16 protein-coding genes are annotated in these 21,756 nt (G+C 54.4%); 2 read left to right on the forward strand and 14 right to left on the reverse strand.

What is annotated here, in order from left to right; translation table 11 throughout:
- Positions 1–400: 400 nt before the first annotated feature.
- A complete protein-coding gene (locus SV7mr_RS01295) occupies positions 401–1,108 on the forward strand; it encodes a response regulator (RefSeq protein WP_145268485.1) in 708 nt (235 codons plus the stop codon).
- A 155-nt stretch (positions 1,109–1,263) separates the two neighbouring features.
- Here the strand turns inward: SV7mr_RS01295 and SV7mr_RS01300 are convergent, their stop codons facing one another.
- Positions 1,264–3,339 (reverse strand): POT family MFS transporter, encoded by a 2,076-nt coding sequence (locus SV7mr_RS01300; protein WP_145268487.1) that lies wholly within the window; start codon positions 3,337–3,339, stop codon positions 1,264–1,266.
- A gap of 184 nt (positions 3,340–3,523) precedes the next feature.
- Positions 3,524–5,854, reverse strand: a complete 2,331-nt coding sequence (locus SV7mr_RS01305) for an efflux RND transporter permease subunit (protein ID WP_145268489.1) — start codon at positions 5,852–5,854, stop codon at positions 3,524–3,526.
- A gap of 141 nt (positions 5,855–5,995) precedes the next feature.
- Between SV7mr_RS01305 and SV7mr_RS01310 the strand changes: the two genes are divergently transcribed.
- Complete coding sequence (locus tag SV7mr_RS01310; RefSeq protein WP_145268491.1) at positions 5,996–7,477, forward strand: glycosyltransferase family protein; 1,482 nt, start codon at positions 5,996–5,998, stop codon at positions 7,475–7,477.
- A 71-nt stretch (positions 7,478–7,548) separates the two neighbouring features.
- Here the strand turns inward: SV7mr_RS01310 and SV7mr_RS01315 are convergent, their stop codons facing one another.
- The 12 genes from SV7mr_RS01315 to SV7mr_RS01370 form a co-directional block, all read right to left on the reverse strand.
- On the reverse strand, positions 7,549–8,940 hold the full coding sequence (locus tag SV7mr_RS01315) for a glycosyltransferase (RefSeq protein WP_145268493.1): 1,392 nt from the start codon (positions 8,938–8,940) through the stop codon (positions 7,549–7,551).
- Between the two features lie 358 nt (positions 8,941–9,298).
- The gene (locus SV7mr_RS01320) at positions 9,299–9,763 is read right to left on the reverse strand and encodes a hypothetical protein (protein ID WP_145268495.1); all 465 of its coding nucleotides are present in this window, start codon (positions 9,761–9,763) and stop codon (positions 9,299–9,301) included.
- 230 nt (positions 9,764–9,993) lie between these two features.
- Positions 9,994–10,356: a response regulator gene (locus SV7mr_RS01325; RefSeq protein ID WP_145268497.1), complete on the reverse strand. Its 363-nt coding sequence runs from the start codon at positions 10,354–10,356 to the stop codon at positions 9,994–9,996.
- Positions 10,357–10,421: 65 nt separating this feature from the next.
- Entirely contained in the window at positions 10,422–10,910 is a 489-nt protein-coding gene (locus SV7mr_RS01330) for a chemotaxis protein CheX (protein ID WP_145268499.1), read from the reverse strand.
- On the reverse strand, positions 10,885–11,700 hold the full coding sequence (locus SV7mr_RS01335; RefSeq protein ID WP_145268501.1) for a CheR family methyltransferase: 816 nt from the start codon (positions 11,698–11,700) through the stop codon (positions 10,885–10,887). Before SV7mr_RS01335 ends, SV7mr_RS01330 begins: the two co-directional genes overlap by 26 nt.
- Positions 11,701–11,715: 15 nt before the next feature.
- Positions 11,716–12,960 carry a chemotaxis-specific protein-glutamate methyltransferase CheB gene (gene cheB, locus SV7mr_RS01340; RefSeq protein WP_419187954.1) on the reverse strand — a complete coding sequence of 415 codons (1,245 nt, stop codon included), beginning with the start codon at positions 12,958–12,960 and terminating at the stop codon, positions 11,716–11,718.
- Positions 12,961–13,041: 81 nt separating this feature from the next.
- Positions 13,042–13,431 (reverse strand): response regulator, encoded by a 390-nt coding sequence (locus SV7mr_RS01345; protein WP_145268505.1) that lies wholly within the window; start codon positions 13,429–13,431, stop codon positions 13,042–13,044.
- Positions 13,432–13,577: 146 nt separating this feature from the next.
- Positions 13,578–15,086 (reverse strand): methyl-accepting chemotaxis protein, encoded by a 1,509-nt coding sequence (locus SV7mr_RS01350; RefSeq protein ID WP_145268507.1) that lies wholly within the window; start codon positions 15,084–15,086, stop codon positions 13,578–13,580.
- A gap of 90 nt (positions 15,087–15,176) precedes the next feature.
- Positions 15,177–15,653: a chemotaxis protein CheW gene (locus SV7mr_RS01355; protein ID WP_145268509.1), complete on the reverse strand. Its 477-nt coding sequence runs from the start codon at positions 15,651–15,653 to the stop codon at positions 15,177–15,179.
- A 65-nt stretch (positions 15,654–15,718) separates the two neighbouring features.
- Positions 15,719–18,217: a chemotaxis protein CheA gene (locus SV7mr_RS01360; protein WP_145268511.1), complete on the reverse strand. Its 2,499-nt coding sequence runs from the start codon at positions 18,215–18,217 to the stop codon at positions 15,719–15,721.
- 497 nt (positions 18,218–18,714) lie between these two features.
- Positions 18,715–19,929 (reverse strand): transposase, encoded by a 1,215-nt coding sequence (locus SV7mr_RS01365; RefSeq protein WP_145268513.1) that lies wholly within the window; start codon positions 19,927–19,929, stop codon positions 18,715–18,717.
- A gap of 272 nt (positions 19,930–20,201) precedes the next feature.
- The gene (locus SV7mr_RS01370) at positions 20,202–21,500 is read right to left on the reverse strand and encodes a phenylacetate--CoA ligase family protein (RefSeq protein ID WP_419187955.1); all 1,299 of its coding nucleotides are present in this window, start codon (positions 21,498–21,500) and stop codon (positions 20,202–20,204) included.
- Positions 21,501–21,756: the final 256 nt, after the last annotated feature.

Raw genomic sequence — 21,756 nt, forward strand, 5'->3', positions numbered from 1 at the left:
CGATAGGCTGGGGGAATTTAATCGAATTCCAAGCCCTGATGGTAGAGGTTTCTGTTGCGACCGGTTCGCAATTAGCCGGATAATCGGTTCCTACGATCTGTTGGTCGATTTGTCAGGCAACGTTCGGCGCATAAAAAAGCCCCCGCAGGAATGGGGCAATATTCCTGCAGGGGACAGTTGACGACAAATGGGGCCGAATGGGGCAAATTCGGCCGATTCGCCGGTTACCTGACGAGTCAGGCAACGAGTGGAATTTTAGTGATTCCCGCATGTCTGTATGTAGGAACATTACTGCAATTGAAAAAAAATCATGAAGCCCCTCTGCAGAGCGGACACCTAGGTCTTAATCCAGCTTGCTTTTCAAATCTCGCTTTTCAAACCTCGCTAAACAAGCCTTGCTATGAAATCTATTTTGATTCTCGATGCGTTTCCGATTATCCGACAAGGGATTGCGGCGCTGTTTGTTGACCGTAGCGACTGGTTCGTGTTCGGTAGTGCTGGCAGTCTGCAACATGCCGAGCAATTGATGGAGGAGGCTCATCCAGATCTGATTTTATTGGGACTGAATCTCCCCGATGCTTCCGGCACGCATGCGATTACGCATTTAAGCATGAAGGCACCTCATTCCCGGATCGTTGCTTCCTCGCCCCGAAGCCATGATCGCTATTCCCAGCAATGTCTTGTTGCTGGAGCTCATGGGTATGTCAGCAAGACATCACTGCCGGATCATTTCATCAAGACCATTGATGAAGTGGCGAACGAGCAAGTAGGAGATTTTGTAGATCAAATTGAGTTGCCTTCAAACAACGTCATTGGTCAATGTATCGAGTCGGCTCCACTGCCACATCCCGATCGACCTTGGGAGCATTATCAGAGTGACAAGGATGCGCCGGTCCGACCACTGGATGCGTTATCGGATCGCGAGCTGTTGGTTTTAGAGTTGATTGGATCCGGCCAGAGCACCGCCGAGATCTCTCGCTACATCGGTATCAAGCCAAAGACCGTAGACAGTTACCGTGAACGAATCAAGAAGAAGCTGTCATTGGAGTCAACGTCAGCGCTGACTCACTATGCGATTCGTTGGGTGATCGGCTTGGAGTCAATTTAGCCGTTGCGTCACTTCAGGAAAGCAACTCGTGTCCGATTCGCTGGTTGCACTGTCATTCCCAGGCATTGAGAGCCTGGGAATGGATCTTTCATCGCTGCGAGCCTGAGTGCGTGATCATCTGGCTCGAGCGTTATGGGCCCGTCTCGCCCAGCTGTTTAGTGTTCAGCCTCAGCCTGAACTTCTTCCCGGGGCGCTCCCTCGATGTCATCATCCCCCTGGATGTAGGTCTTTTCGCGATAGAAGAAACCAACAGGGATGAAGAGTAATGAGGTGACAAAGATGCATTTGGTCCAGAACCAGAAGTATGCGGCACCATCGAGCAGCAGCTTTCCTCCAACCGCGTAATCGGTGCTGATTTTTGTTTCCTTCCCCCCGCCTCGAGCAGCGCGAAGCTCTTTCATCACCTCTTCGGTTTTATTGGCATCGCCGCCGCCGCGGACGCGAATTTGTTTGCGTTCTAGCCAGCTAAATGCATTGGGATCCTGCTCCGATTCGGTTGAGTTAGCCACTCGGCTGATGGTGCCCGTTAGGATTTGGTCCCACGCGGTGGCTTCTTCCTTGTCCGCTCCTGCAGAGTCGAGTTGGTAGGTGTCTCGCGAGGTGGTCCGGTATTGGATCGGGTTGCCGTACGCGTCGGTTATCCCGTCGAGGATGGCTGCGCCATCTTCGGTACTTGGCAGCGTTTGATTGTTGGCAAAGAACGCAGTGCTGATCTTTTCCGCAGCATCTTGCAGCGACGGTTCACATTCGCTGGTGACTTTGTCGACACCATTTTCTTCGTTGAATGTCACGATCACGTCATCGCTCGTGCCTTCCTTGCCATCGGGTCCGAGGACGACGAAGGTGGTGTCGTCTTTCTTGACACCGGCAAAGTGTTTGTTCGAGACCTCTTCTCCAACCTTCAGCTTTGAAAACTTCAGGCCACCAACAAAGGCATTGACGGCGGGCGTTTCGATGTAACGGTTGACTTGAGATGTAAACACATTGCCCAGGGTGACGGAGAACAGGAAGACAGCCATGACCGCAGATTTCATGGTCTTGGGAGCCTGGGTGTAGGCGAATTCCAGGCAGGTAATGGAGACCATCACCTCTGACGCGGTCAGCACTGCGTAGGCCAAGAATTGCCAGCCGATTGATGGCTCGGCACCAGCATCAATCGCCTGTTGTAGCATCGACACGATCGAGAAACCGCCGGTCATGACAAAGAGTCCGAGACTGATTTTGCGAATCGGTGTGAGCTTGAACACCTTGTCGATTGCTGGATAGATTCCGAACTGGAAGACTGGGATTAAGGCCAGGACAAGAATGGGGTTGATGGCCTGAATTTGCGATTCTAGCCACGTGAATCCCAGCCACGTCTTGTTAAGGCTTTTCGCTTGCAAGACCCAGGAGGATCCTGTCTGGTCAAAGAGGGCCCAGAAAACGGCGACAAACACAAAGATGCACATCAGCTTGGCGATGGCGAGAATACCGGTGGGGCTAAACGTTTCGCGAATGAAACTCGCTCCGCCGGCGGGGATGTGGACGAATTTGTTGCGTCCCATCCAGAACATCAGCGTCGCCAAGGCCATCAAGACACCTGGGATGCCAAACGCCCAGTGTGGGCCGAATTTCTGCAGCATCCAGGGAGTCAGCAGTGTGCTGATGAAGGATCCGAAGTTAATGCTAAAATAGAACCATTGATAAACCTTGGTCAGCAGATGCTTGTTTCGCTCACCAAACTGGTCGCCGACGTGAGCCGAGACGCAAGGCTTGATGCCCCCCGACCCGATCGCAATCAGTGTTAGGCCAATGGCTAGCCACCATGACGCTTCTATCGGCGGAGTCCCCATAAAGGCTAATGCCGCGTGACCAATGCAGTAAACAATGGAAAGCGACAAGATGGTGCGGTACTTGCCTAGGAAAATATCCGAAAGCAAGGCGCCGAAGATGGGAAAGAAGTAGGCTGCCGCGGTGAAATCGTGATAGTGGCGAATCGCCGTGGCTTTGGACATGCTCAGCCCTTCAGAGCTGCCCATCCAGTGCAGATAGTCCGTCATGAAAATGACGAGAATGCACTTCATTCCGTAGAAGCTAAATCGTTCGGCGGCTTCATTTCCAATGATGTACGGGATCCCGCCAGGCATGCCGTCCGTATCACTTGGTTTGACTGCGTACTTGTGCTCATCACTAGCTGGTGCAGAGTGATCGCTGCTCTCTGCTGTGGACTCATGGTTGCTTTCAGCCGACATACGGAATCCCAATTCTGATACGTGTGATTCGTTGAATGGTCAGAGCGTCCAAGGCCGCGACTCGCTGCGTGCCTAGGTGCCTGGTGTGGTAGCAGTATAAATTCGCCGACCAATCTTCGCTCCCCTGATTGCATGACTTCTTGGCGAACGCGACGAATTTACAGCAGAATACCCCGTCGCTTACTTACTGGTCGCGATCCATCATCCGAATCGAAGCGGGCAACAGGCTCAGATTGATCACCGTTCCCACAACCAGTGTGCAGGCCACCAAGGTGCCGAACGTCGCGGTGGGGATGAATTCGCTGCCCCCCAGAACACCAAAGCCGACCACCAAGGCTAGGGTCGACAAACACACTGCGACTCCGACTTGTCGCGCCGCGCTGACAACGACCACCGAAACAGGTCTGTCGGTCATGCGACGTCGCCGGTAATGTGACATCAGGTGAATCGAGGAATCAATCGAAAGCCCGACTGATACCGCAGCGATCATTGCCGCGCCCATGTTGACCTTTTCGCCAACCAGCAGAGTCACTGCTAGCACCAAGAATGCCGGCAGCAGGTTAGGGAGTAGCGCCGCGGATGCTAAACGCAGACTGCGATTTGCCAACACCATCAAGATCCAGATCAATGCTGCCGACACTCCAAAGCATCTCCATTGGTCGGCGATCAACTGGTCCACTAACTCGGTCATCATCACGTAATAACCCGTGATCAGTGGTGCCGCGTTGGCAGTCCAGTTGGAATCCGCAGCCCATTGCGCCTGGTGCTCGTTGGCGATGCTGGCAACGCTTGCCATCAGAGCTTGCTTCTGAGCCGTTGTCAGTGCTTCGCTGGAACGCAACATGATTCGCAGTTTGCAGCGGTTCTTTGTGTCATCGGGGACGCCGTTTGCCGCCAGAGGTTTTGAGATCAACGCTCCGACGAAGGATGGCAATCGCAACCGCATCGCTTCGATTCGCGCTGTTCCATTCATCAAGCTGCCTAGTCTGGACTGGCCAAATGCTTGCGCTGCGTCGGCAACACTGATCACTTTGGTTAGCCCGTTGGGGCCAGCCAAGTCTTCACGTAGCTGTTGTTCAAGTTGATCAACCTTGGTCAGCATGCTGTCGGTCACCGGATAGGGGACGTCGAGCACCAAGTCCCAAACGCCGGCGCCTCCTAGCTTTGCTTCGACATTGCCATAGTCTTGGGCAATCGAACTGTCGGCGCGAAAGTTTCGCAAGAAGCTACTTTCTGTTTCACCATTGGCAACCAGCAGCACGGCCAAGCCCATCAGCACCAATCCCGCAGCGACAATCAAGCGGTAGTGACGCACGCAACGCGATGCGATCAGCCCACTGGCTGTTCGCAATCGAGCCGCTAACCCACCAGCAAAGCGGGGCGATTGGCGAGCCGATGGGAATTCAGGAAGCGACAAGCAGGTGGGCCCGATCAATAGCAACGCCAAGCAGACATTGATCGCTGAGAATCCAATCATCCAGCCAAACTCTTGGACTGGAAGGATCTCGGAGAAACCCAAGGCAAAGAAGCCGGCTGCGTCAGTCGCACAGGTCCAAAAGATTGGCAGCGCCAAGCAGCGAAAGCTTTCCAACATCGCTTGGCGAACGGAATCACCTCGGCGGCGGCGAGATTGATAACGTACCCCCAGATGGACAACCGCCGTCACGGTCACCACTGTGTCAATCGCTGTCATGATAGAAGCAATCAACGACAGCGAGATCCCCAGCATGACCATCAACGCACGTGTCACCACAATCGACCAACCGATCACTAACGTGGTTAGCATGACCAATCGCCAGTCCCATAGCACGATCAGCAACACCAGCGACAATAACAGAATCGTGATGATCGCTAGCGAGGCGCCGTCGGTTTCCACCAAGCTGAACGCCTGTTCAACCAGGACTGGCTCGCCAACAAGAGAGACTTCGCTCACCCCTGGTTGTTGGGACCACCACTGCACTGCCTGATTTAGCGCCTGCAGCGTTTGGCCTTCTTGATCCGTGTTGGCAATCACCACGGCTGCGGCATATTGATAGTCCGCTGAGTGCGTGTAGCCAGCAAACAGTTTTTCCAATTCCACCGCCGCTGGGTCGTCGCCTCGCAGAAGACGTGGAATGGCATTGGGCTCCGGCGTTGATGCACCAGTGAGCAACTGCAGCGGGTTTTTAGAACTCTCCTCGGCCAGTTGATTCAACCGCTGGGGAGTCAAAACCGAGGCGACATCGGGAATGGTTGCTAAACGCTCCGCCAGTGCTTGGCAGCGTTCCATGCCCGCTTGACTGGCTAGGTCCTGGTCTCGATACATCAGGATCAGCACATCTTGGTCGCCGAACCAGGTTTTCATGTCCTGGTAGTCACGCAGCAGTGGGTTGTGCGCAGCGAACAGCGTGGTCACGCTGCGCTGTGACTTCAGTTGCTGAGCAATGGGGTAGGCGATCACCCAAAGGGCCACCGCCAAGCAGATTCCCAGCCACCGAGAAGTAACGATCGTTCGAATGAATGGATGCATTGGCATCAGGGTTAATGCACAAAGGGATGGGCGTCAAGCGGCGGTTGCCTTCATTTCTGGCCTCTGTCGGTCAAACTTGTCTTCAAATGACTCGATTGCAGGTAAACTAGCAAGCCAAGTGGCTTCATCATTTTTTCTGTCTGATTCATGCATAAACGTTTGGTCATTGTTGCGATCCTTTTTTGCTTGCTGGTGCGAGGCGGTTTCCTGCTGGTCGCTCCCGAACCGTTTCAAAAGGACATTGATGCTTATCGAGCCATCGCACTGTGCTTGCAACAGACGGGGCAATACGGGTTGCTGCCAGCAGTTCCAGTTGAGAGCAGCGATCTGGAGGGCAAAGCCGAAGCCGCCGCCGAGAATGCATTGGCTTCGCTGGGCTCACCAAAGCTGGGCCCACCAAAGCTGGGCTCACCAAAGCCAACGGCATTCCGGCCGCCGTTGTATCCTGCTGTATTGTCTCTGTTGGTCAAAGACGGTGCCTTGTCAGTCTTCGCAGTGGCCTGTTTGCATTTGACCATGGCAGTGTTGACCGTGGTGGCAATTTTCTTTGCCATGAAAACAGTGACAGGTCACGCTGGTTTGTCTCTTGCCGCTACGATGATGGTTAGCCTGGATCCGATTCTGCTGCAGCAGTCCTCGCTGGTCATGACTGAAACCATGGCGGCGATGTTGGTCGCAATCGTGATCTTTCTGTGGTCACAGTTAACGAGCAAACAGAAAACGCCAGGGCTGATCGGGCCATTGGCTGTTGGCTGTATCCTGGGGCTGGCTTATTTGTGCCGGCCAACATTCTTGGTTTGGGCCGCTCTGCTGATCTCGGCATTCTGGGTGCTTTGTTGGCGGGGCCAAAACACTTCTGGCCAGGCGGCTTGGCGGGGATTTCTGGCCGGTGACGTCTTGGTCAAGCCCGTGGTCATGGGATTGCCGGTGCTGGTCATTCTGGCGGCCTGGACGGCGCGCAATCAATGGGTTTTAGGCGCCCCGGTTTGGGCGACAACGCATGGCGGATACACGATCTTGCTGGCGAACAATGAGTCGTTCTATGACTATGTTGATGCCAGTCCCGCCCGCGCAGTACTTGGCCCACCCTGGGATGCAGAGCCATTCTTGGATGCTTATCAGCACCGCTTTGTGGGCCAGATGCGTGCCGCCGAATTCTGGGAAACCGATTGGCAACAGACGCCCCTTGAGACGCCTGCATTCATCGATGAAGTCACTGATGACCAGGACTGCAATCAAGCGGCCAAAGCAACGATTCGCCGAAGACCAGTCACGTTTGTCACTTCCGCAGTGGTGCGAGCGATGCGGTTGTGGAGTCCCTTGCCACTGAAACGCCCGCCGGGCTTCTCGATCAAGATCGCGGGCGTTGTTGTTTGGTACCTTGTTGTCTATGCGCTGGTTCTGTACGCCATTGTGCGTCATCGCAAAGCCTTGTTCCAGCGGCAGTGGATCGCCGTGTGGCTGTTATGTCTAACACTCACCGCCGTTCACGCGGTCTACTGGAGCAATCTGCGAATGCGAGGCCCCGCGATGCCGGCGCTGTGCATGGTCGCTTGTCTGGCGTTCCTGCCAGCGAGGCGTGCACAAACCAGCCCAATGGATTCAAGCCAGCCAGCATCGCCTGGTTGACTCACTTGGTTTCTAAGAGCATGGCACTGCAGCATGGCGCTGGCAGAATCAGGTGCCAGCGAGGGTGGGGGCTAAGCAACCAGAGACTGCGTGTGCAATCGATCGGTGATGCCCATCTCTAACAAGGCGTTGCGCCCACAATGTCGTTCTGCAATCAGTGAAGCGTGTTGCGCACAGCGCTGCACGACTGCTTCACGCTCTTCCAGGAAGCGATCCAGCAAATCCGGGATTTGCGAATGCTGATCATACATCCATCCAATGGAACCTTGTCCGCCAGCGAGTTCCACTTGTTCGGCTAGCCAGCACTGGTTGGGCACAATCACCGGCACACCGCGAATCATCATTTCAAGCAGGACGCCACTGCAGCGGTTTGCGTAGCGTTGAGGATCATAGAGGAATAAGCCAACATCAGCAGAGTCCAGCCAGTCATGGTAGGCAGCCGTCGACAGGTTGTTTGTCATGACCTCCAGTGGGCAGGACGGCGGCTGATCGTTCGGTTGCTGTTTGGCGTTTTGATAGTCGTTGTGCAGTGAGGCGGGCACCATGCGTTGCCAGCGTTTGTCTGGCATCTGCATCGAGACCAAGAGTCGTTGGTCGGCGAATCCTGTGCTTGCGACGGATTCAAGAAAGCTGCGAATCTGGCCGCGGCCTTTCTCAGCCCGTGGGAGCCCAGCCAGCACGACTCGCATTCGCTCCGAACCGTTTGGCTTGCACAATTTACTTTTCGAGCGATGAATGCGTGTGGGGTACGAGATGGCGCTGACATCGACACCAACGCGTTGGATCTGTTGGGCCAGTCCCGGCGTTGTCGCGTGAAGATGAACGGTGTGTGGCACGAGAGCTTGGAGGCAACGGTTGACTTGATTTCCCCAGGCTTCCCAGCGACGCTGCACGTTGCGCGATGGTGTCGGTTGATCGCAAAGTGAGAAATGAAAGATCACATGGATGGGCAGTGGAGGCACCGAGGTCTCGCGCAAGGCTTGAACGAGAGCCAGCATCACGAAGTCGTCGCCTGTATTGAGAACCAGTCGATCGTGAATCGTTGGACGCGCGTTCTTGAAGAGATCTTTCATGCCTTCGACCCAGAGCCGCACCATCTCCTTGGGATGATGTTTCAGCCGAGTGCGATCTCGGAGCGCTGCAGCGTATTGCCGCGCTGTCTGCCCCAGGCTTGAACGATCGCCGGTCAGGACCGCGCCGTCGAAATCTCGTTCAACGGTTGAAGCCCCATCGACGCCCAGGGACCAACGCAGCATGCGCCGCACGTTGAATGGCGTTTGCAGGTCATGCTGCCAGTTCTGAGGCGCATGAGTCGCGAAGCTTTTGTGGGTCGCAATGGCGCCCGCGTAGCCAAGCTGGTTGGCACCATCGAGCAGCTGTGTGGCCAATTCAAAATAGTGCCCACCTTGATCTCGAAGATTGTCGTCAATGAATAGCAAACGTGTTGTTTGTTGGACATCCATGAGCGATACAAAATCAATCAACGTCAAAGCTTCAAACGATCCATTGAAGTTTGCGAATCGTTGCGCTAGCTTGGGAAGTCGGGCACCTGCCCGAGCGATCATCGCTTGTAGCACTGGCTGGCTGCCGGTGCAAGATCAATCCCCTATCGAGAAGGGGGTTGGCGGAGAAGGCTGATCAAGAATCTGTGGCGATGATCGAAGCCTGAGCTTGCTGGGTGAGCTTGCTGGGTGATACAGTAAGGTCGCTCGGTCTCTTGGCGCTGGATGGCCAGTGGCCAAGCGATCGATGATGACCACTTGGCGCGTCTGAGTGTGTCTCTGAATGCAGTGTTTGTCAGCACTCCATTCCAGCGGTTTTCTAGCGCATGAACACGATGCCGTCACCGTAACGCTGAACATCCAGTTTGACCGAGATCAGGCCGCCGGCGGAAATGGCGTCGCGTGCGGGTTGGCAGTCATCGTTGAACAGAACGTCGCGTAGCACGATCCTCTGTCCGCCAGGATTGGCAAACAGGTTCACCGCAATATTCAGAACCTCACAGAGATTGTCTTTGATGTTCTGACTGATTTCGCCCGATTCAATGGCGTCGCGAACGCCGCCAAGCGGGATTTGGGTCAAGGCAGCGCCCAGGATGCAGGTGCTGGCAATGTCGCAGCCAAAGTAAGCCGCAGGCTGATCTTCGTCATCAACATAAGTCGCCACGGCCATGATCGTTTGTGGATCTTGGCCGGAGACTTCATTGCCGTGAACATCCAGTCCGTACAGGCTGCCAAAGAATTCACTGGCTTCAACGATACTAGGCAGGTGGGCCGTGTTGCTCATGTTGTTCTCTTAATTCGGGAGTGCGTGGGTAATCAGTGAAGGGAGATGTTATCGGCTTCACTGAGCGTTGGTGGCTCAGTTCAAGTGCTATGCACACATGCGATGCCAGCCCGTTGGGCGAGGCTCACTGAGGAAGGCCCACCAAGTCAGGCTCCGCAGAGTTAGGCTCCGCTGAGTTAGGCTCCGCTGAGTTAGGCTCCGCTGAGTTAGGCTCCGCTGAGTTAGGCTCTCTAAGTCAGGCAGGGCTCGATGCATCGCTGGAGCGATTCGGGCGTGAACGGTTTGGTGACCACGAAGTTCGCCCCGGCTTCGGAAGCTGTTTGCTGGGTCGCGGGGCTGCTGTCGGAAGTGATGAATCCGAACTTCAGGTCGCTATTTGTTTTGCGAACTTCGCGCAACATTTCGATGCCATTCATGTTGGGCATGTTCCAATCAGAAAGCACGAGGTTTGGTTCTTCGGAGGCGATTTTTTCCAAGCCTTCAACGCCATCGCTGGCTTCGACGGTCTCGTAGTCGCCGATGGAGAGCTGCTTCAGTGCGCGGCACACAAGCAGTCGCATGGCTTTGCTGTCGTCAACGATTAATATTTTCACGATGATGATCCCCTGTTTGGGTTCCCTGTGAGGTCGAGAAGTAATCCAATGAGCGAGCTATCTGATCAAGTTTGTTGTCCGTCCCAAACACTTAGTTCGATGATCAGGGGTTCACGCTCACAATCATAGGAGGCAATCAGACGATTGGGGCACTCATTGTCAAAGGGTTTTCCGACACAGGGGAGTGACAGATTACAGTCACCATTGAGTACACCTTTAACGTTGCCGCCGATCACGTTCACCGCTTCGCCGAGTGCATCGACTTTTTCTTCTTCTTCCAGCTCGTTCAGGTCAATGCTAAACATGGTGGAGGCGATGCGTTCGATCAGCGTCATGCTGGCGACAACCTTGACTTCAGCATTCCACTGTCCGGAGATGCGTACGGTTGCTTGCAGCGCGTCTTCGCCAGGCCCGTCAGCACTGGGGGGCGATTGGAGTGCGGGGATACCGAGCATGATTGAAAACAGATCTTCGACCATTTGGTCTACATCTGCCGTTTCAATCGGCATGTTCACTTGGCTGTCATCGTTAGGTTTGGTAGCAGACGGTGCCATCTATCACTTTCCTCTCGTAGGGAAGGTTCATGCCGATCATGGTTTCGGCAGAGCCGATAAACAAGTGGCCATTGGGAGTTAGTACTTTGCCAATACGGTTTAAGATGCTTTGCCTCGTGGGCTGATCAAAGTAGATCAGCACATTACGAATCAGAACAATGTCGACCGCGTGGATGGGTGGGAACGGGTCGATCAAGTTCAGACGCTGATGTCGGAGCATGGAACGCAGTTCGCTTTTCACCTGCCAGCGACTTCCTCGGCGATCAAAGAATCGCACAAGGTCCCTCGCAGGCAGGCCGCGGTTGACTTCTAATTGAGAGTAGATTCCATTTCGCGATCGTTCCAGCATTTCCTCACTTAAGTCCGTAACTAAGATGTCTACATTCCACCGGTCGAGCTGGGGGAAGTGGTCACGTAAGACCATTGCCATGCTGTAGGGTTCTTGGCCACTGGAGCCAGCGGCACACCAGATTCGGATGGTGCGCGTTGCGGCATTGCGCTGCATGGCTTCCGGAATGAAGTAGGTGCGCATGGCTTGAAACAAGTGAGCGTCTCTGTAGAAGCTTGTTTCGTTCACCGTAATGGCTTCGGCCACGCGGTCCTGAAGCGTGTGGCCGCGAGTGCCCTTCAATTCAGTCATCAAGGTGTCGACGTTATCGAGGCCCGTGCTGACCAATACCTTCTGCAATCGTTGCTCAATCATTTGCTGTTGGCGCGGAGCGATCACGTTCCCTGATCGCTTGGCGACCAAGTGTTGCAGAAATTCGAAATCAGGAGTTGCCAGAGGCATTTCGTGAACCGTGTTCTATGACTGTTTGAGGGCTTGGAAGACACTGCCGGTGGAGGCGAAGATTTCACCGGCCATCTGATCAATGGACAACACTTTGTCTGCGAGACCTCGACGAACCACTTCACCAGGCATTCCCCAGACAGTGCTGGATGCCTCGTCTTGGGCAAACACCAATCCTCCGCTGCCCTTGATCTCTCGGGCTCCGTCGGCGCCATCACGGCCCATGCCTGTGAGGACAACTCCCAAGACACTTTTGCCGTACACTTTGACCGCAGATTCAAACAGCGGGTCAGCCGAAGGGCGGCAGCTATTGATGTGGTCGTACTGCTCTAAATCGATACTGACTTGCACGCCATCGCGAACCACTTTCATGTGATAGTCACCTGGCGCGATCGCGATCAATCCGGCTTGCACCACCTGGCCTTGAGTCGCTTCAACCACCGTGCGTTTGGCTTGTCGGGTCAGTCGTTCGGCCAGCAGCGGTGTGAACTCTGCAGGCATGTGCTGGACGATCAGGATCGGAGTCTGCATGGCGCTGGGCAAGGTTTCCAGGAGACACTGCAGCGCCTGAGGGCCACCGGTGGAGACCGCGATCACAACGATTTCAAACTTTTGTAGTTGACTGCGCGTTTGCAGCTTTGCGCTCTCAGTGAGTTCCTTGGCCGGTGGCGTTTCTCGCTTCAAGGCCACTGCCGCATTTGTCTTGTGCGGCGTCTGGGCTACGCTGGCGGTTTGAGCTGGAATTCGAGTGCCGTTGTTTATCGCCTGAGCACTGCCGGGAGTGGCAACGTGTCCGTTGTCGGAGGCCGTTTTTGGCAGCGCAGTTGCTGAGGCTTGTGAATCGCGAGTTGCCAAGTTGCCTTGCTTGATGACTTTGGGCAGCAGTTCGCTTTGTACATGGGCCAGCACCATTTCTGCGGGGCGGGTGGCGCTGGGTTTGGCAGCAAAATCACTCGCGCCGGCCGACATGGATTCCAGATTTAACTCCGCATTGCGGCTGTTCATTCGACCGTGCATGATGATCGGCAAATGAGGATGCTCCGATCTGATGCGACGCACAACGTTGGGACCACTAATGTCTTTTAACGCAACATCTACAATCAACACGTCAGGGCGTAGTTGAGCGATCTGTTCAATCGCATGGGAGCCGCTTTCCGCTTCCCCAACAACTGCGATCCGCGCATCTGCCTCGAGCGCTTTTTTCGTCAACCGCCTCATGATTGACGATTCATCGCAGATTAGGATTTTCAGTTGATTCATCGAGTCAATAGCAGACAAAGACAAAGGACAGATGCAAAGGGCAGTCATCAGAGCGTCGCAAGGTCGATCGCAAAGCGGTCTTTAGGTGGGTTCTTGCATGGGTGATTGCACTCCGATGAGCTGCAACTTTTCAACCAAGATGTCATGAGTAAAGGGTTTCATCATGAATTCGTCGACGCCAGCGAGTAGAGCACGCGCCATGCGAACGGACTCGGTTTCTGTGGTGACCATGACGAGCTTGTGGTGCTTTGTTGCCTCGTTGGCACGCACGCGTTCGACGAATTGGAGCCCATTCATGACGGGCATGTTCCAGTCAACGAGAATGACCTCGATGTCTTGATTGTGTTCAGCTAGGAGTTCTAACCCAGCGCGTCCATCGCCCGCTTCGACGATTTCAAACCCAATCGACTTCATCGTTCGCGAAATGATCCTGCGCATCGCAGAAGAATCGTCAATGATGAGCGTTTTCACGACGGTAACGTCCTTTGCTGGTATTCAGCGAAGCTGTAAGAGTGCTGGAGGAATGATCGACGGAAGCCTAGGCGATTCAATCGATCGTTGTTGACTCATGATTGCAGGGCATCGCGATGGTGTTTGTGTGCGATCGATGGTCTGGCTTAAATGGTCGTGGTTTCTGGATGCCGCGAGAAATCTTCGCCGCCAGTTTCGCTAGCGAGCTGAGTCGCTGCACCGACAAGCTGAGTCAGTTCGTCGGCCATGGATTCGAGTTGGGACGCAGTCTCTAGGACTTGCCCTGAGCTGCCCGAAGCCCTGGCGGTGCCGGCGACTCGAGAAACGCATTGGGCGATTTCTCCGCTGCCCGTCGCAACCTCACTGATGCTGCGAGAGATTTCAGTCGTCATCTCGGTCTGCTTATCAACGGCCCCGGCGATTGCGGTTTGGCTCTCGTTGATCTGTGCGATCACGTCGCTGACGCGGCTGATTGCTTGAACCGCATCTTGCGTGTCGCCTTGAATGGTTTCGATGCGGCTGATGATGTCTTCGGTCGCTTTACTGGTTTCTTTTGCGAGTTCCTTGACCTCGTTGGCAACGACCGCGAAGCCTTTCCCAGCTTCACCCGCTCGGGCTGCCTCAATGGTCGCGTTTAGAGCCAGTAAGTTCGTTTGTTCGGCGATCGAATTGATGACCTTGATCACGTTGCCAATTTCACTGCTGCTATCGCCTAGTCGCGTGATGGTGTGGTTGGTTTGACTGGCGGCCTCAACTGCCTTTTGAGCGATTGTCACGGCGCTTGAAGCATTGCTTGAGATGTCTTTGATACTGAGCTCAAATTGGGTGACGGCACCGGCGAGAGTCTGCGCGTTCGCGCTGACCTCTTCTGCGGCCCCACTGGCAACCATCGCGTCGTTGGAGGTTGCTTCAGAGCTGGCTGTGATTTTGGAGACAACGCCCCGCGAGAGTTGTCGCAGGCGGTTCGCAGACCGCTGAAGAGGGCCGACGGTTTCGCGGCAAACGAACCATCCAATGGCAGCGATGAAGACTTCAACCAGCAGGAAAGCTCCAATGGAGAGCCAGATTCGCGACTGGATCATGCTGGCGACATTGGCTTCGATTTCGGCGTTGCGCTGGTTGGTGAGCTTCACGACTTCGTCAACCGCTAACCGATGCTGTTGATAGTCTTTGCGAAGAGGTCCGCGTACTAAGTTACTTGCTTTTTCCAGATCGCCCTCTAAGCAGGCTGGGATGAATTGGGTGCGTACCAGGCGGTAGAAGTCTTCCGCCGGTTGGTGCGCGTCAATGGACTTTGCGGTGGCGATGGGGCCATCATCCAAGGTGTCTTTCCAGTGCTGGTAGCGCTCGTTGTATTGAGCTTCCAGCGTCTGACACCGTTTTGCATATTCTTCCAGTTCTGCTTTAGGAGAGCCAGCCTCAACCTCATCGACCATTTGCAGGACCACCATGTATGATTCGATGATGTAATTGGGTGGCGGCAGGATATCGCTGATGAGATCTTTGCCTTCGATGATACGTTGGTACTGAGCGCTGCCAACTTTGAAGTCCGACAGTGTTTTCCAGGCCCAGGCGCCAAACCCCAGGAAGGCAATTGCGAAACACAGCACCATTAGCCGAAGTCGGTCACGTACGGAGAGTCCTGCTAGATTCATGAGATTGTCCTATAACTGTTTGGATGCGTTGTGTTTGGTGGTGTCAGGCGAGTTGCCGATCAATGGGAACTGTGGAGGTGGGACGCTTCGTCAGGCAGCGAACTTGATCACGCAGGAAGTGTCCAGGATCAATAGGAGTTCATTCTCTAGCTTGAACGCTCCACGGATCAGTTCGCGGGGCGGTCCTTGTAATGTTTCGGGAGGTGTTTCGAAGCGGTCGCTTTGAACAGCGATGACGTCACCGATTTCATCGACCATCAAGCTTGTCGGGCCGTCTTCGGTTCGAATCACAACGTTCATCGCATCGGATTGTTCTTTGGTCAGTGAATCAAGTCCGAGTTGTTTGCGAAGGTCAATTGCGCTGACAATTTGGCCTCGCAGGTTCATGAGTCCGTGCACCGAAAATGGGGCCAGGGGAACACGTGTGGTGCGTTGGCTGCGGAGGACTTCTTGGACTTGCCGAACTGCTACACCGAACAGTAGTTCGCTGACTCGGAACGTGCAGTAAGCTTCTTGTCCGCTACTGCTTGAATCCGTTGAGGGATTTCCCTCGCCATTGCTTGTCATCGTTCTGTGTCTCTCAATCAATGTGGGCGTTGTGGGTTTGGCGTTTGGCTGAATTCGCGATTGGTTTAACAGATCACGACGCCACTGGCCTGGACAACATGTTGAAGGTTGACCATTTCGGTGACGCGGTTCTTGATGATTCTGCTGTTTCCTTGAGTCTTCGTTTCGACGCTGATATCAGCGGCAACAATGTCAACAATCTTTCCGACGACGACGCCGACGTTTTGGTCTCCCTGAGAGAAGACGACGGTGCTGATGACGGAGTCGTCTTCGTCGCCCATTGGTGCGCAGTGCAAGGGGCCGCCAGTGAGATCGATCAGCGGCAGGATTTCTCCGCGATATTGGACAACACTTTTGGAGCCCGCGTGTTCGACATTTTGGACGGGGAATTCTTCGAGTCGAGCGACGGAGGAGAGTCGAATGGCGGCTCTGAGTCCCTCATGTGATTCGACGACGAGAAGTTCCTCTTGTTCACTGGATCTGGACATCGCGAGGGGTGGCTTTTCTCTGACCGATCGATCGCGGTGTTGGGCCAGGACATGGCTCTTTTGTGCCAGTCCCAGCACATCGAGGATTAAGGCGACGTGTCCGTCGCCCATGATCGTTGCTCCTGCGTAGGCTGGGATAGCCTTGAGGTTTTGCCCCAGGGGCTTGACGACGATTTCTTGGGTGTCAGTGATTGAATCAACGACAAGTCCAAAGAGTTCAGAGTCGGCTCGCAGGACGACGATATTGATGTCTTCGTTACGGCGATCTTGTTTTCTTCGTTCACGAACTTCCAATTCCTCGTCCAGGTAGACCAGAGGCAGCAAGTTACCTCGCAGGCGATAAACAGGGACATTGTGGATGTACTCAATTTCATCGTTAACGCGATCGTTGCTTAATCGCACGAGTTCCATCAAGTTGACCTGCGGGATGGCATAGTGGTCGTCGTCCACAGTGACCATGAGTGCCGGGACAATCGCCAAGGTCAATGGGATTTTGATTCGTAGTGTGGTTCCTTTTCCGGCGACGCTTTGGATATCAAGCGTGCCTCCGATCTGTTCAATATTGGTTTTGACAACATCCATCCCCACGCCTCTTCCAGAGACATTGGTGACTTTCTGTGCTGTTGAGAAGCCGGGCAACAGGATCAGATTGATCAGTTCTCTTTCCGACATCTCGTGAGAGACATCGGCAGCGACGACACCTTTTTCGACGGCTTTTTCTCTGATTCTCTCTGCGTTGATGCCGCCTCCGTCGTCGGCGATCTCAATGTTGACTTGGCCACCTTCGTGGAAAGCGCGTAAGGAGAGAGTGCCGAGACCTGGTTTGCCAGCAGCAATACGTTGTTCCGGGGATTCGATGCCGTGGTCGACGGAGTTGCGGACGATGTGTGTGAGCGGATCCTTGATTGCTTCTAAGACAGTCTTGTCGAGTTCGGTATCAGCGCCGAACATTTGGACTTCAACCTGTTTGCCCAGTGTGGCAGAGAGGTCGCGTACGACCCTAGGCAGTTTGCTCCAGGCATTTCGAATCGGCTGCATTCGGGTTTTCATCACTCCCTCTTGGAGTTCGGTCGTGATGAGGTTCAGTCGCTGGGAAGCTGCATTCATGCGAGCGTCTTCCAAGCGAGAGCAGAACTGAACAATTTCATTCCGAGACAGGACCAGTTCACCGACGAGGTTCATGAGTTTGTCGAGAATTTCGACATCGATTCGAACTGAAGCGTCAGCGACTGTTTTGTTTGCCTGGTGATCGGAGGTTCCTTTGTCTTCGGAGTTTAGGGTTGGAGTTGCGGTTTGGGGGTCTTTGTTGACCTTGGGCGGGGTTTGGTCGGGTTGAGGCTGTTCGTTTACCGGAGCAGCGTTGCTGACATGCGGGGTGGGGATGGGAGCGGTGGGGGCATCTTGGGCAGGCCCTTCGGTGGCTGGTTCTAAGACCGGCTCGTCTTCTAAAGCGGGCTTGTCAGTTGTTGGTAGCAGGTCGTCTGGATGGTTGGTGAGTGCTGTTTCGTTGTCGATTGCTTGAGGTTCGGGGGGATTCTGCGCGTCGAGTTCCGTTGTTAATTCGTCATTAACTTCGCTGTCTAATTGCGGAGGTTCCGGTGGCGGGTCTACAGGTTCAGTCGCGATAGATTCGGGAGTTTGTTCGGCGGGCGGTTGGCTGGGCTGAGTCCCAGCGTCAGCGCCGTGGAGCAGTTCTTGGAGCTTTAGGATGAGAGCTTCGTAGTCTGCGTCACCTTCGTTGCCGATTTGTTCCAGATTGGCGAGGATGGCACGAATTGCATCCACCATGCCAAGCAGTCCGTCGGCGATGTCATGGGTGAGGCTAAGTCGTCCATCGCGCAGCTTGACCAGTAGGTTTTCGCCGACGTGAGCAACTCGCTCCAGTTTGTTTAGAGCCAGGAATCCGGAGGTGCCTTTGATGGTGTGCACTGTGCGGAAGATGCTTCCGAGTCGTTCGCGATCATCGGGGCGATCTTCGAGCGCCATCAAGTTTTGGTCGAGTTCGTCGAGGCTTTCGTAGCTTTCGACAAGGAATTCCTTAACGATTTCCATCTCATCATCGTCGAAGCCGTCCACGATAGCTATGCCCCAGGAACAAAGGAAACAAACGGTTAGTAAGCAGGAGTAAATGCATTCACGTCTCTGGCAGGATCAGCCACGCGGCGAGTGCAGTGATTAAAGAGTTCATTGCTTGCGATTGGTGGGCAGGTTGGCTGGATATTGGGAATGAGGGGAGGTCGTCGTCTTGGCCAAGAACCGCAGGGGGAAAAGTCCGGTCCTATCAATCATGAACAAAGGTTTCACATCAGGGACAGTCCCCATCCGCTCGCTCCTACTGCTTCACATCTGGGGACAGTCCCATAAAGTGAACTAAGAGTTAGTTCACGGTGACTTGGGGGGCTGGGAGGAATGAGGGCCGTCCCTTGGCTGGTAATCCCTTTGGCAAAAGTGCGTTTTTGACCCAATGACTGGTCTTCTTCGAATCGTTCCACCCCCTTGGCGCAGACCCCTAGCCCAGCCAGATCAAAGCCGGCTTTTCGAGGTCACTCAGATGGCTCTGTCATGAAGTGTTGTTAGCTGCTCCCCGGCAGCAACGCTAATCCTTCTCGCCGAACCGCTAGAGGCCGATCGCTGCGCAAACCTTTCATCCGTTCCAGCGAGTCTCCAGTCCCAGCCACATGCGGGAACAACCGGCAAAAGTCTGTCATCAGCGTCAACCATCCACCCGCCGCGATCCCAAGCCGAGTCAGAATCGCTTCCACATACTCAGGCGTCTTGCCCGGTTTGCCGTCAACGAGCAATCGAGCCGTGTAGTCAAGCATCTCAAAGTAACGCTCCAGCGAAATCGGTAACACGCCTTTGTCACTGCACCGCGCACCACTCACACTTTGCTTCTCACCGCTCTGTGGCTCCAGTTCATTCAGCGGGATCGGACAGAGGAAGGCATCAGCCGCCTCTGCACCCCTGCCCAACCAAACATCTTCCTGAAGCCACCCCAATCCCAACTTCAGCATCCATTCCGCCTCGTCGATCGGCACATTCCGCTCAATCGAATACGCCAACAGACGACGCTGGCCGCCAGAGAACTGTGCGTTTTCAACTACCGTCGCCAAACCCGCACGAACCGGATTCAAGTCCACATACATCGTCGCTGCCATCACCGCCGCTTCGTCCTCCAGTCGCACCGAGTGGTATCGGTCACCCCAAAGATGCCCGTCCGTTCCCTGTTCCCAGTTGATTCTCGTCGCGATGTACTGATTCAACCGTCCCATCATCGCCGAAGTGTCGCTCAGCTTGCGACGTACCTTGGCCAACTCAATTGGGTTGTTGCGAATCATGTCGAGCTCCTGCTCGGTGGGCTCACAAGGATCGCCCTCGGGCGTCTTGCGTCTCGGACTGATCATCAGCATGCGACGAGCAACATCTGTGTCACTCCACCGAGCAACCAAATCAGGGCGTGTCCTGATGACCATGTGATAGTGGTTGGACATGATCGCAAAGGTGACCAAATCAATGCCAAAGTATCTGGCATAGCGTTTGATCCGCTGCACAATCCAGCGTCGGCGATAGGTGAAGTCGTCTTCAAAGCCAGCGTCCCGCCGCGCCTTGCGATGCAAAGCCCCCGGCAGGCTTCGCTTGGCTTTCTTTCTTGCTTTGGTGTTCTTTTGAGTCACCGGAATCGACAACACCTTGCCAAATAAGAACCGTCCATGAGCGACTTTGGTGCCAACTAAGACACATTGCACCTGGTCGGGGTCGAGAATCTCAGAGCGAGTATTTCGAGGCATAAGAAGAGGCCCTCACCAATGAAGGAAAGTGTGAGGCCGGAGCAGTGCAACGGCGCGCACACCCAGCCATCCAAAAAACGATGAACTGAAGTGGGCATCATTGCGTGCACTTCTAAAGACCGCTCAGAAACGCCGGGCTCTCCCCGACAGGCAGTCAACCACTATTAAAAGACCCTCGCACACTGATGGTCAACATCCAAAAAGAAATTCCTCACAAAAAAAACGAATGGCCGTTTGCTAGCAATCATGCTCAAAACGCGTCGCGGAAATGATCACTTGGAGTTGGCTCGCCGATCGATCCAACGCTTTGATTTGGCCTGAAAACGCGGCAAACTACCTTCTGTCACTGATTGGACATCAATCCGCATTGCCAATCGTGACTGAAAGAGACGACTCAATGCGTCGCAACGATCTGGGGATAACTCCGCTTCTACATGTAGACTGTCCATTTCGCCTTGCTTGTCAATGAAGACTCTAAACTCAGTGGTCGCATCGAGCTGCCGCACGATAGCCTCAAGACTACTCGGGAAAATATTCACCCCACGCACCACCACCATATTATCGGCTCGCCCCAGGACTCCTCCTTCTAAAAACAGGAAACGACATTCCTGGTCGTGTTCCAGTTGAGGATTGATCATGTCACCTGTGCGGTACCGAATCGCCGGTCCACCAAATCGTCCCAGTCCAGTCAGGATTAATTCAGAGGGCTCGCCCTCCCGCGCTGGCCGCCCTTGTGGACAGCCATCATCAAAGCACAGACACTCGGCAATGAACTCTGTCTCGATGACATGGATCCCACTGCCTGCCTTGTCCCCAAACCCCCAAGCGCCTAACTCACTGGCGCCTACATGGTCGATGACCCTCGCCCCCCATCCATTGGAAATGCGTTCGCGAATTTCGGAAACGCTTCCGCCAGGTTCGCCAGCGACAATCAGTCGAGTCACAGGGCTCGATGCCAAATCCATTCCAAGCCTGCCCGCAGTCTCCAGCAGGTGAAGTGCATACGTTGGTGTGCAGCAGACGAGCGTGCAATCCTGTTCGACGATCATTTGCAGTCGAGTTTCGCTGGACATGCCCCCACCCGGAACAACCATTGCGCCAGCTTGAATGAAGGCGTCACAGGCTGTCCAGAACCCAATGAAGGGCCCAAAGGAGAACGCCATCATGGCGGTGTCCTGATCGGTGACCTCAGCAGCCGTTAGGACATGCTGCCAGCAGTTCAGCCACCAACCCCAATCTTGTTTGGTGTCAAAGACTGGCATCGGATGCCCGCTTGTTCCACTGGTTTGATGGTAACGAGTGTACTGTCCCCTTTCTTCGGAGAAAATCTTGCCGGGTTGTCCTCTCGTGTTGGGGATCAAATCCTGCTTCGTTAACAGTGGTATCTGGGCCAGTTGGTCCAGCGAAGTCAGCGGGAGTCGTACTTCAGAATGTCGCTCCCGGTAGAACGGATGGTCGGCAACATGCGTTAGCAGATTGTTTAATCGCTCAAGTTGGTGTCTTTGTAATCTCTCCCGTGAGAGGTTCCACTGCGTCTTAATCTGCTCTGAATCATTTCGTTGACTATCCAAGACCATCACCTTTTTATTCTCAGCTTTCCGCTCGTTACAGTTGCCGTCTCCCGCAGACTTATCGGCTCAAAAACAGCCCAGCGAACTCTTTCCGGTGGCAAAATCAAGGGGGCTCATTTTCGCCCCAGATCCTCACTCTGAATGTCCTGCCTGAAGACGGTGAAGGAACGGTTAAGAAAACATTATAAAGACATTTTGGCGTTGAATGCCGAGCCTCCCCCGATGACTTTTTGCCGTACAACTTACGTCCGCAGGC

The sequence above is a fragment of the Stieleria bergensis genome (assembly GCA_007745635.1).
Taxonomy (GTDB): Bacteria; Planctomycetota; Planctomycetia; order Pirellulales; family Pirellulaceae; genus Stieleria; species Stieleria bergensis.

What these genes read in the sequence shown, in the direction of transcription:
- SV7mr_RS01295 (WP_145268485.1), top strand. Translation starts at nt 401, where the DNA reads ATGAAATCTATTTTGATTCTCGATGCGTTTCCGATTATCCGACAAGGG.
- SV7mr_RS01300 (WP_145268487.1), bottom strand. Translation starts at nt 3,339, where the DNA reads ATGTCGGCTGAAAGCAACCATGAGTCCACAGCAGAGAGCAGCGATCAC.
- SV7mr_RS01305 (WP_145268489.1), bottom strand. Translation starts at nt 5,854, where the DNA reads ATGCCAATGCATCCATTCATTCGAACGATCGTTACTTCTCGGTGGCTG.
- SV7mr_RS01310 (WP_145268491.1), top strand. Translation starts at nt 5,996, where the DNA reads ATGCATAAACGTTTGGTCATTGTTGCGATCCTTTTTTGCTTGCTGGTG.
- SV7mr_RS01315 (WP_145268493.1), bottom strand. Translation starts at nt 8,940, where the DNA reads ATGGATGTCCAACAAACAACACGTTTGCTATTCATTGACGACAATCTT.
- SV7mr_RS01320 (WP_145268495.1), bottom strand. Translation starts at nt 9,763, where the DNA reads ATGAGCAACACGGCCCACCTGCCTAGTATCGTTGAAGCCAGTGAATTC.
- SV7mr_RS01330 (WP_145268499.1), bottom strand. Translation starts at nt 10,910, where the DNA reads ATGGCACCGTCTGCTACCAAACCTAACGATGACAGCCAAGTGAACATG.
- SV7mr_RS01335 (WP_145268501.1), bottom strand. Translation starts at nt 11,700, where the DNA reads ATGCCTCTGGCAACTCCTGATTTCGAATTTCTGCAACACTTGGTCGCC.
- cheB (WP_419187954.1), bottom strand. Translation starts at nt 12,960, where the DNA reads ATGAATCAACTGAAAATCCTAATCTGCGATGAATCGTCAATCATGAGG.
- SV7mr_RS01350 (WP_145268507.1), bottom strand. Translation starts at nt 15,086, where the DNA reads ATGAATCTAGCAGGACTCTCCGTACGTGACCGACTTCGGCTAATGGTG.
- SV7mr_RS01355 (WP_145268509.1), bottom strand. Translation starts at nt 15,653, where the DNA reads ATGACAAGCAATGGCGAGGGAAATCCCTCAACGGATTCAAGCAGTAGC.
- SV7mr_RS01365 (WP_145268513.1), bottom strand. Translation starts at nt 19,929, where the DNA reads ATGCCTCGAAATACTCGCTCTGAGATTCTCGACCCCGACCAGGTGCAA.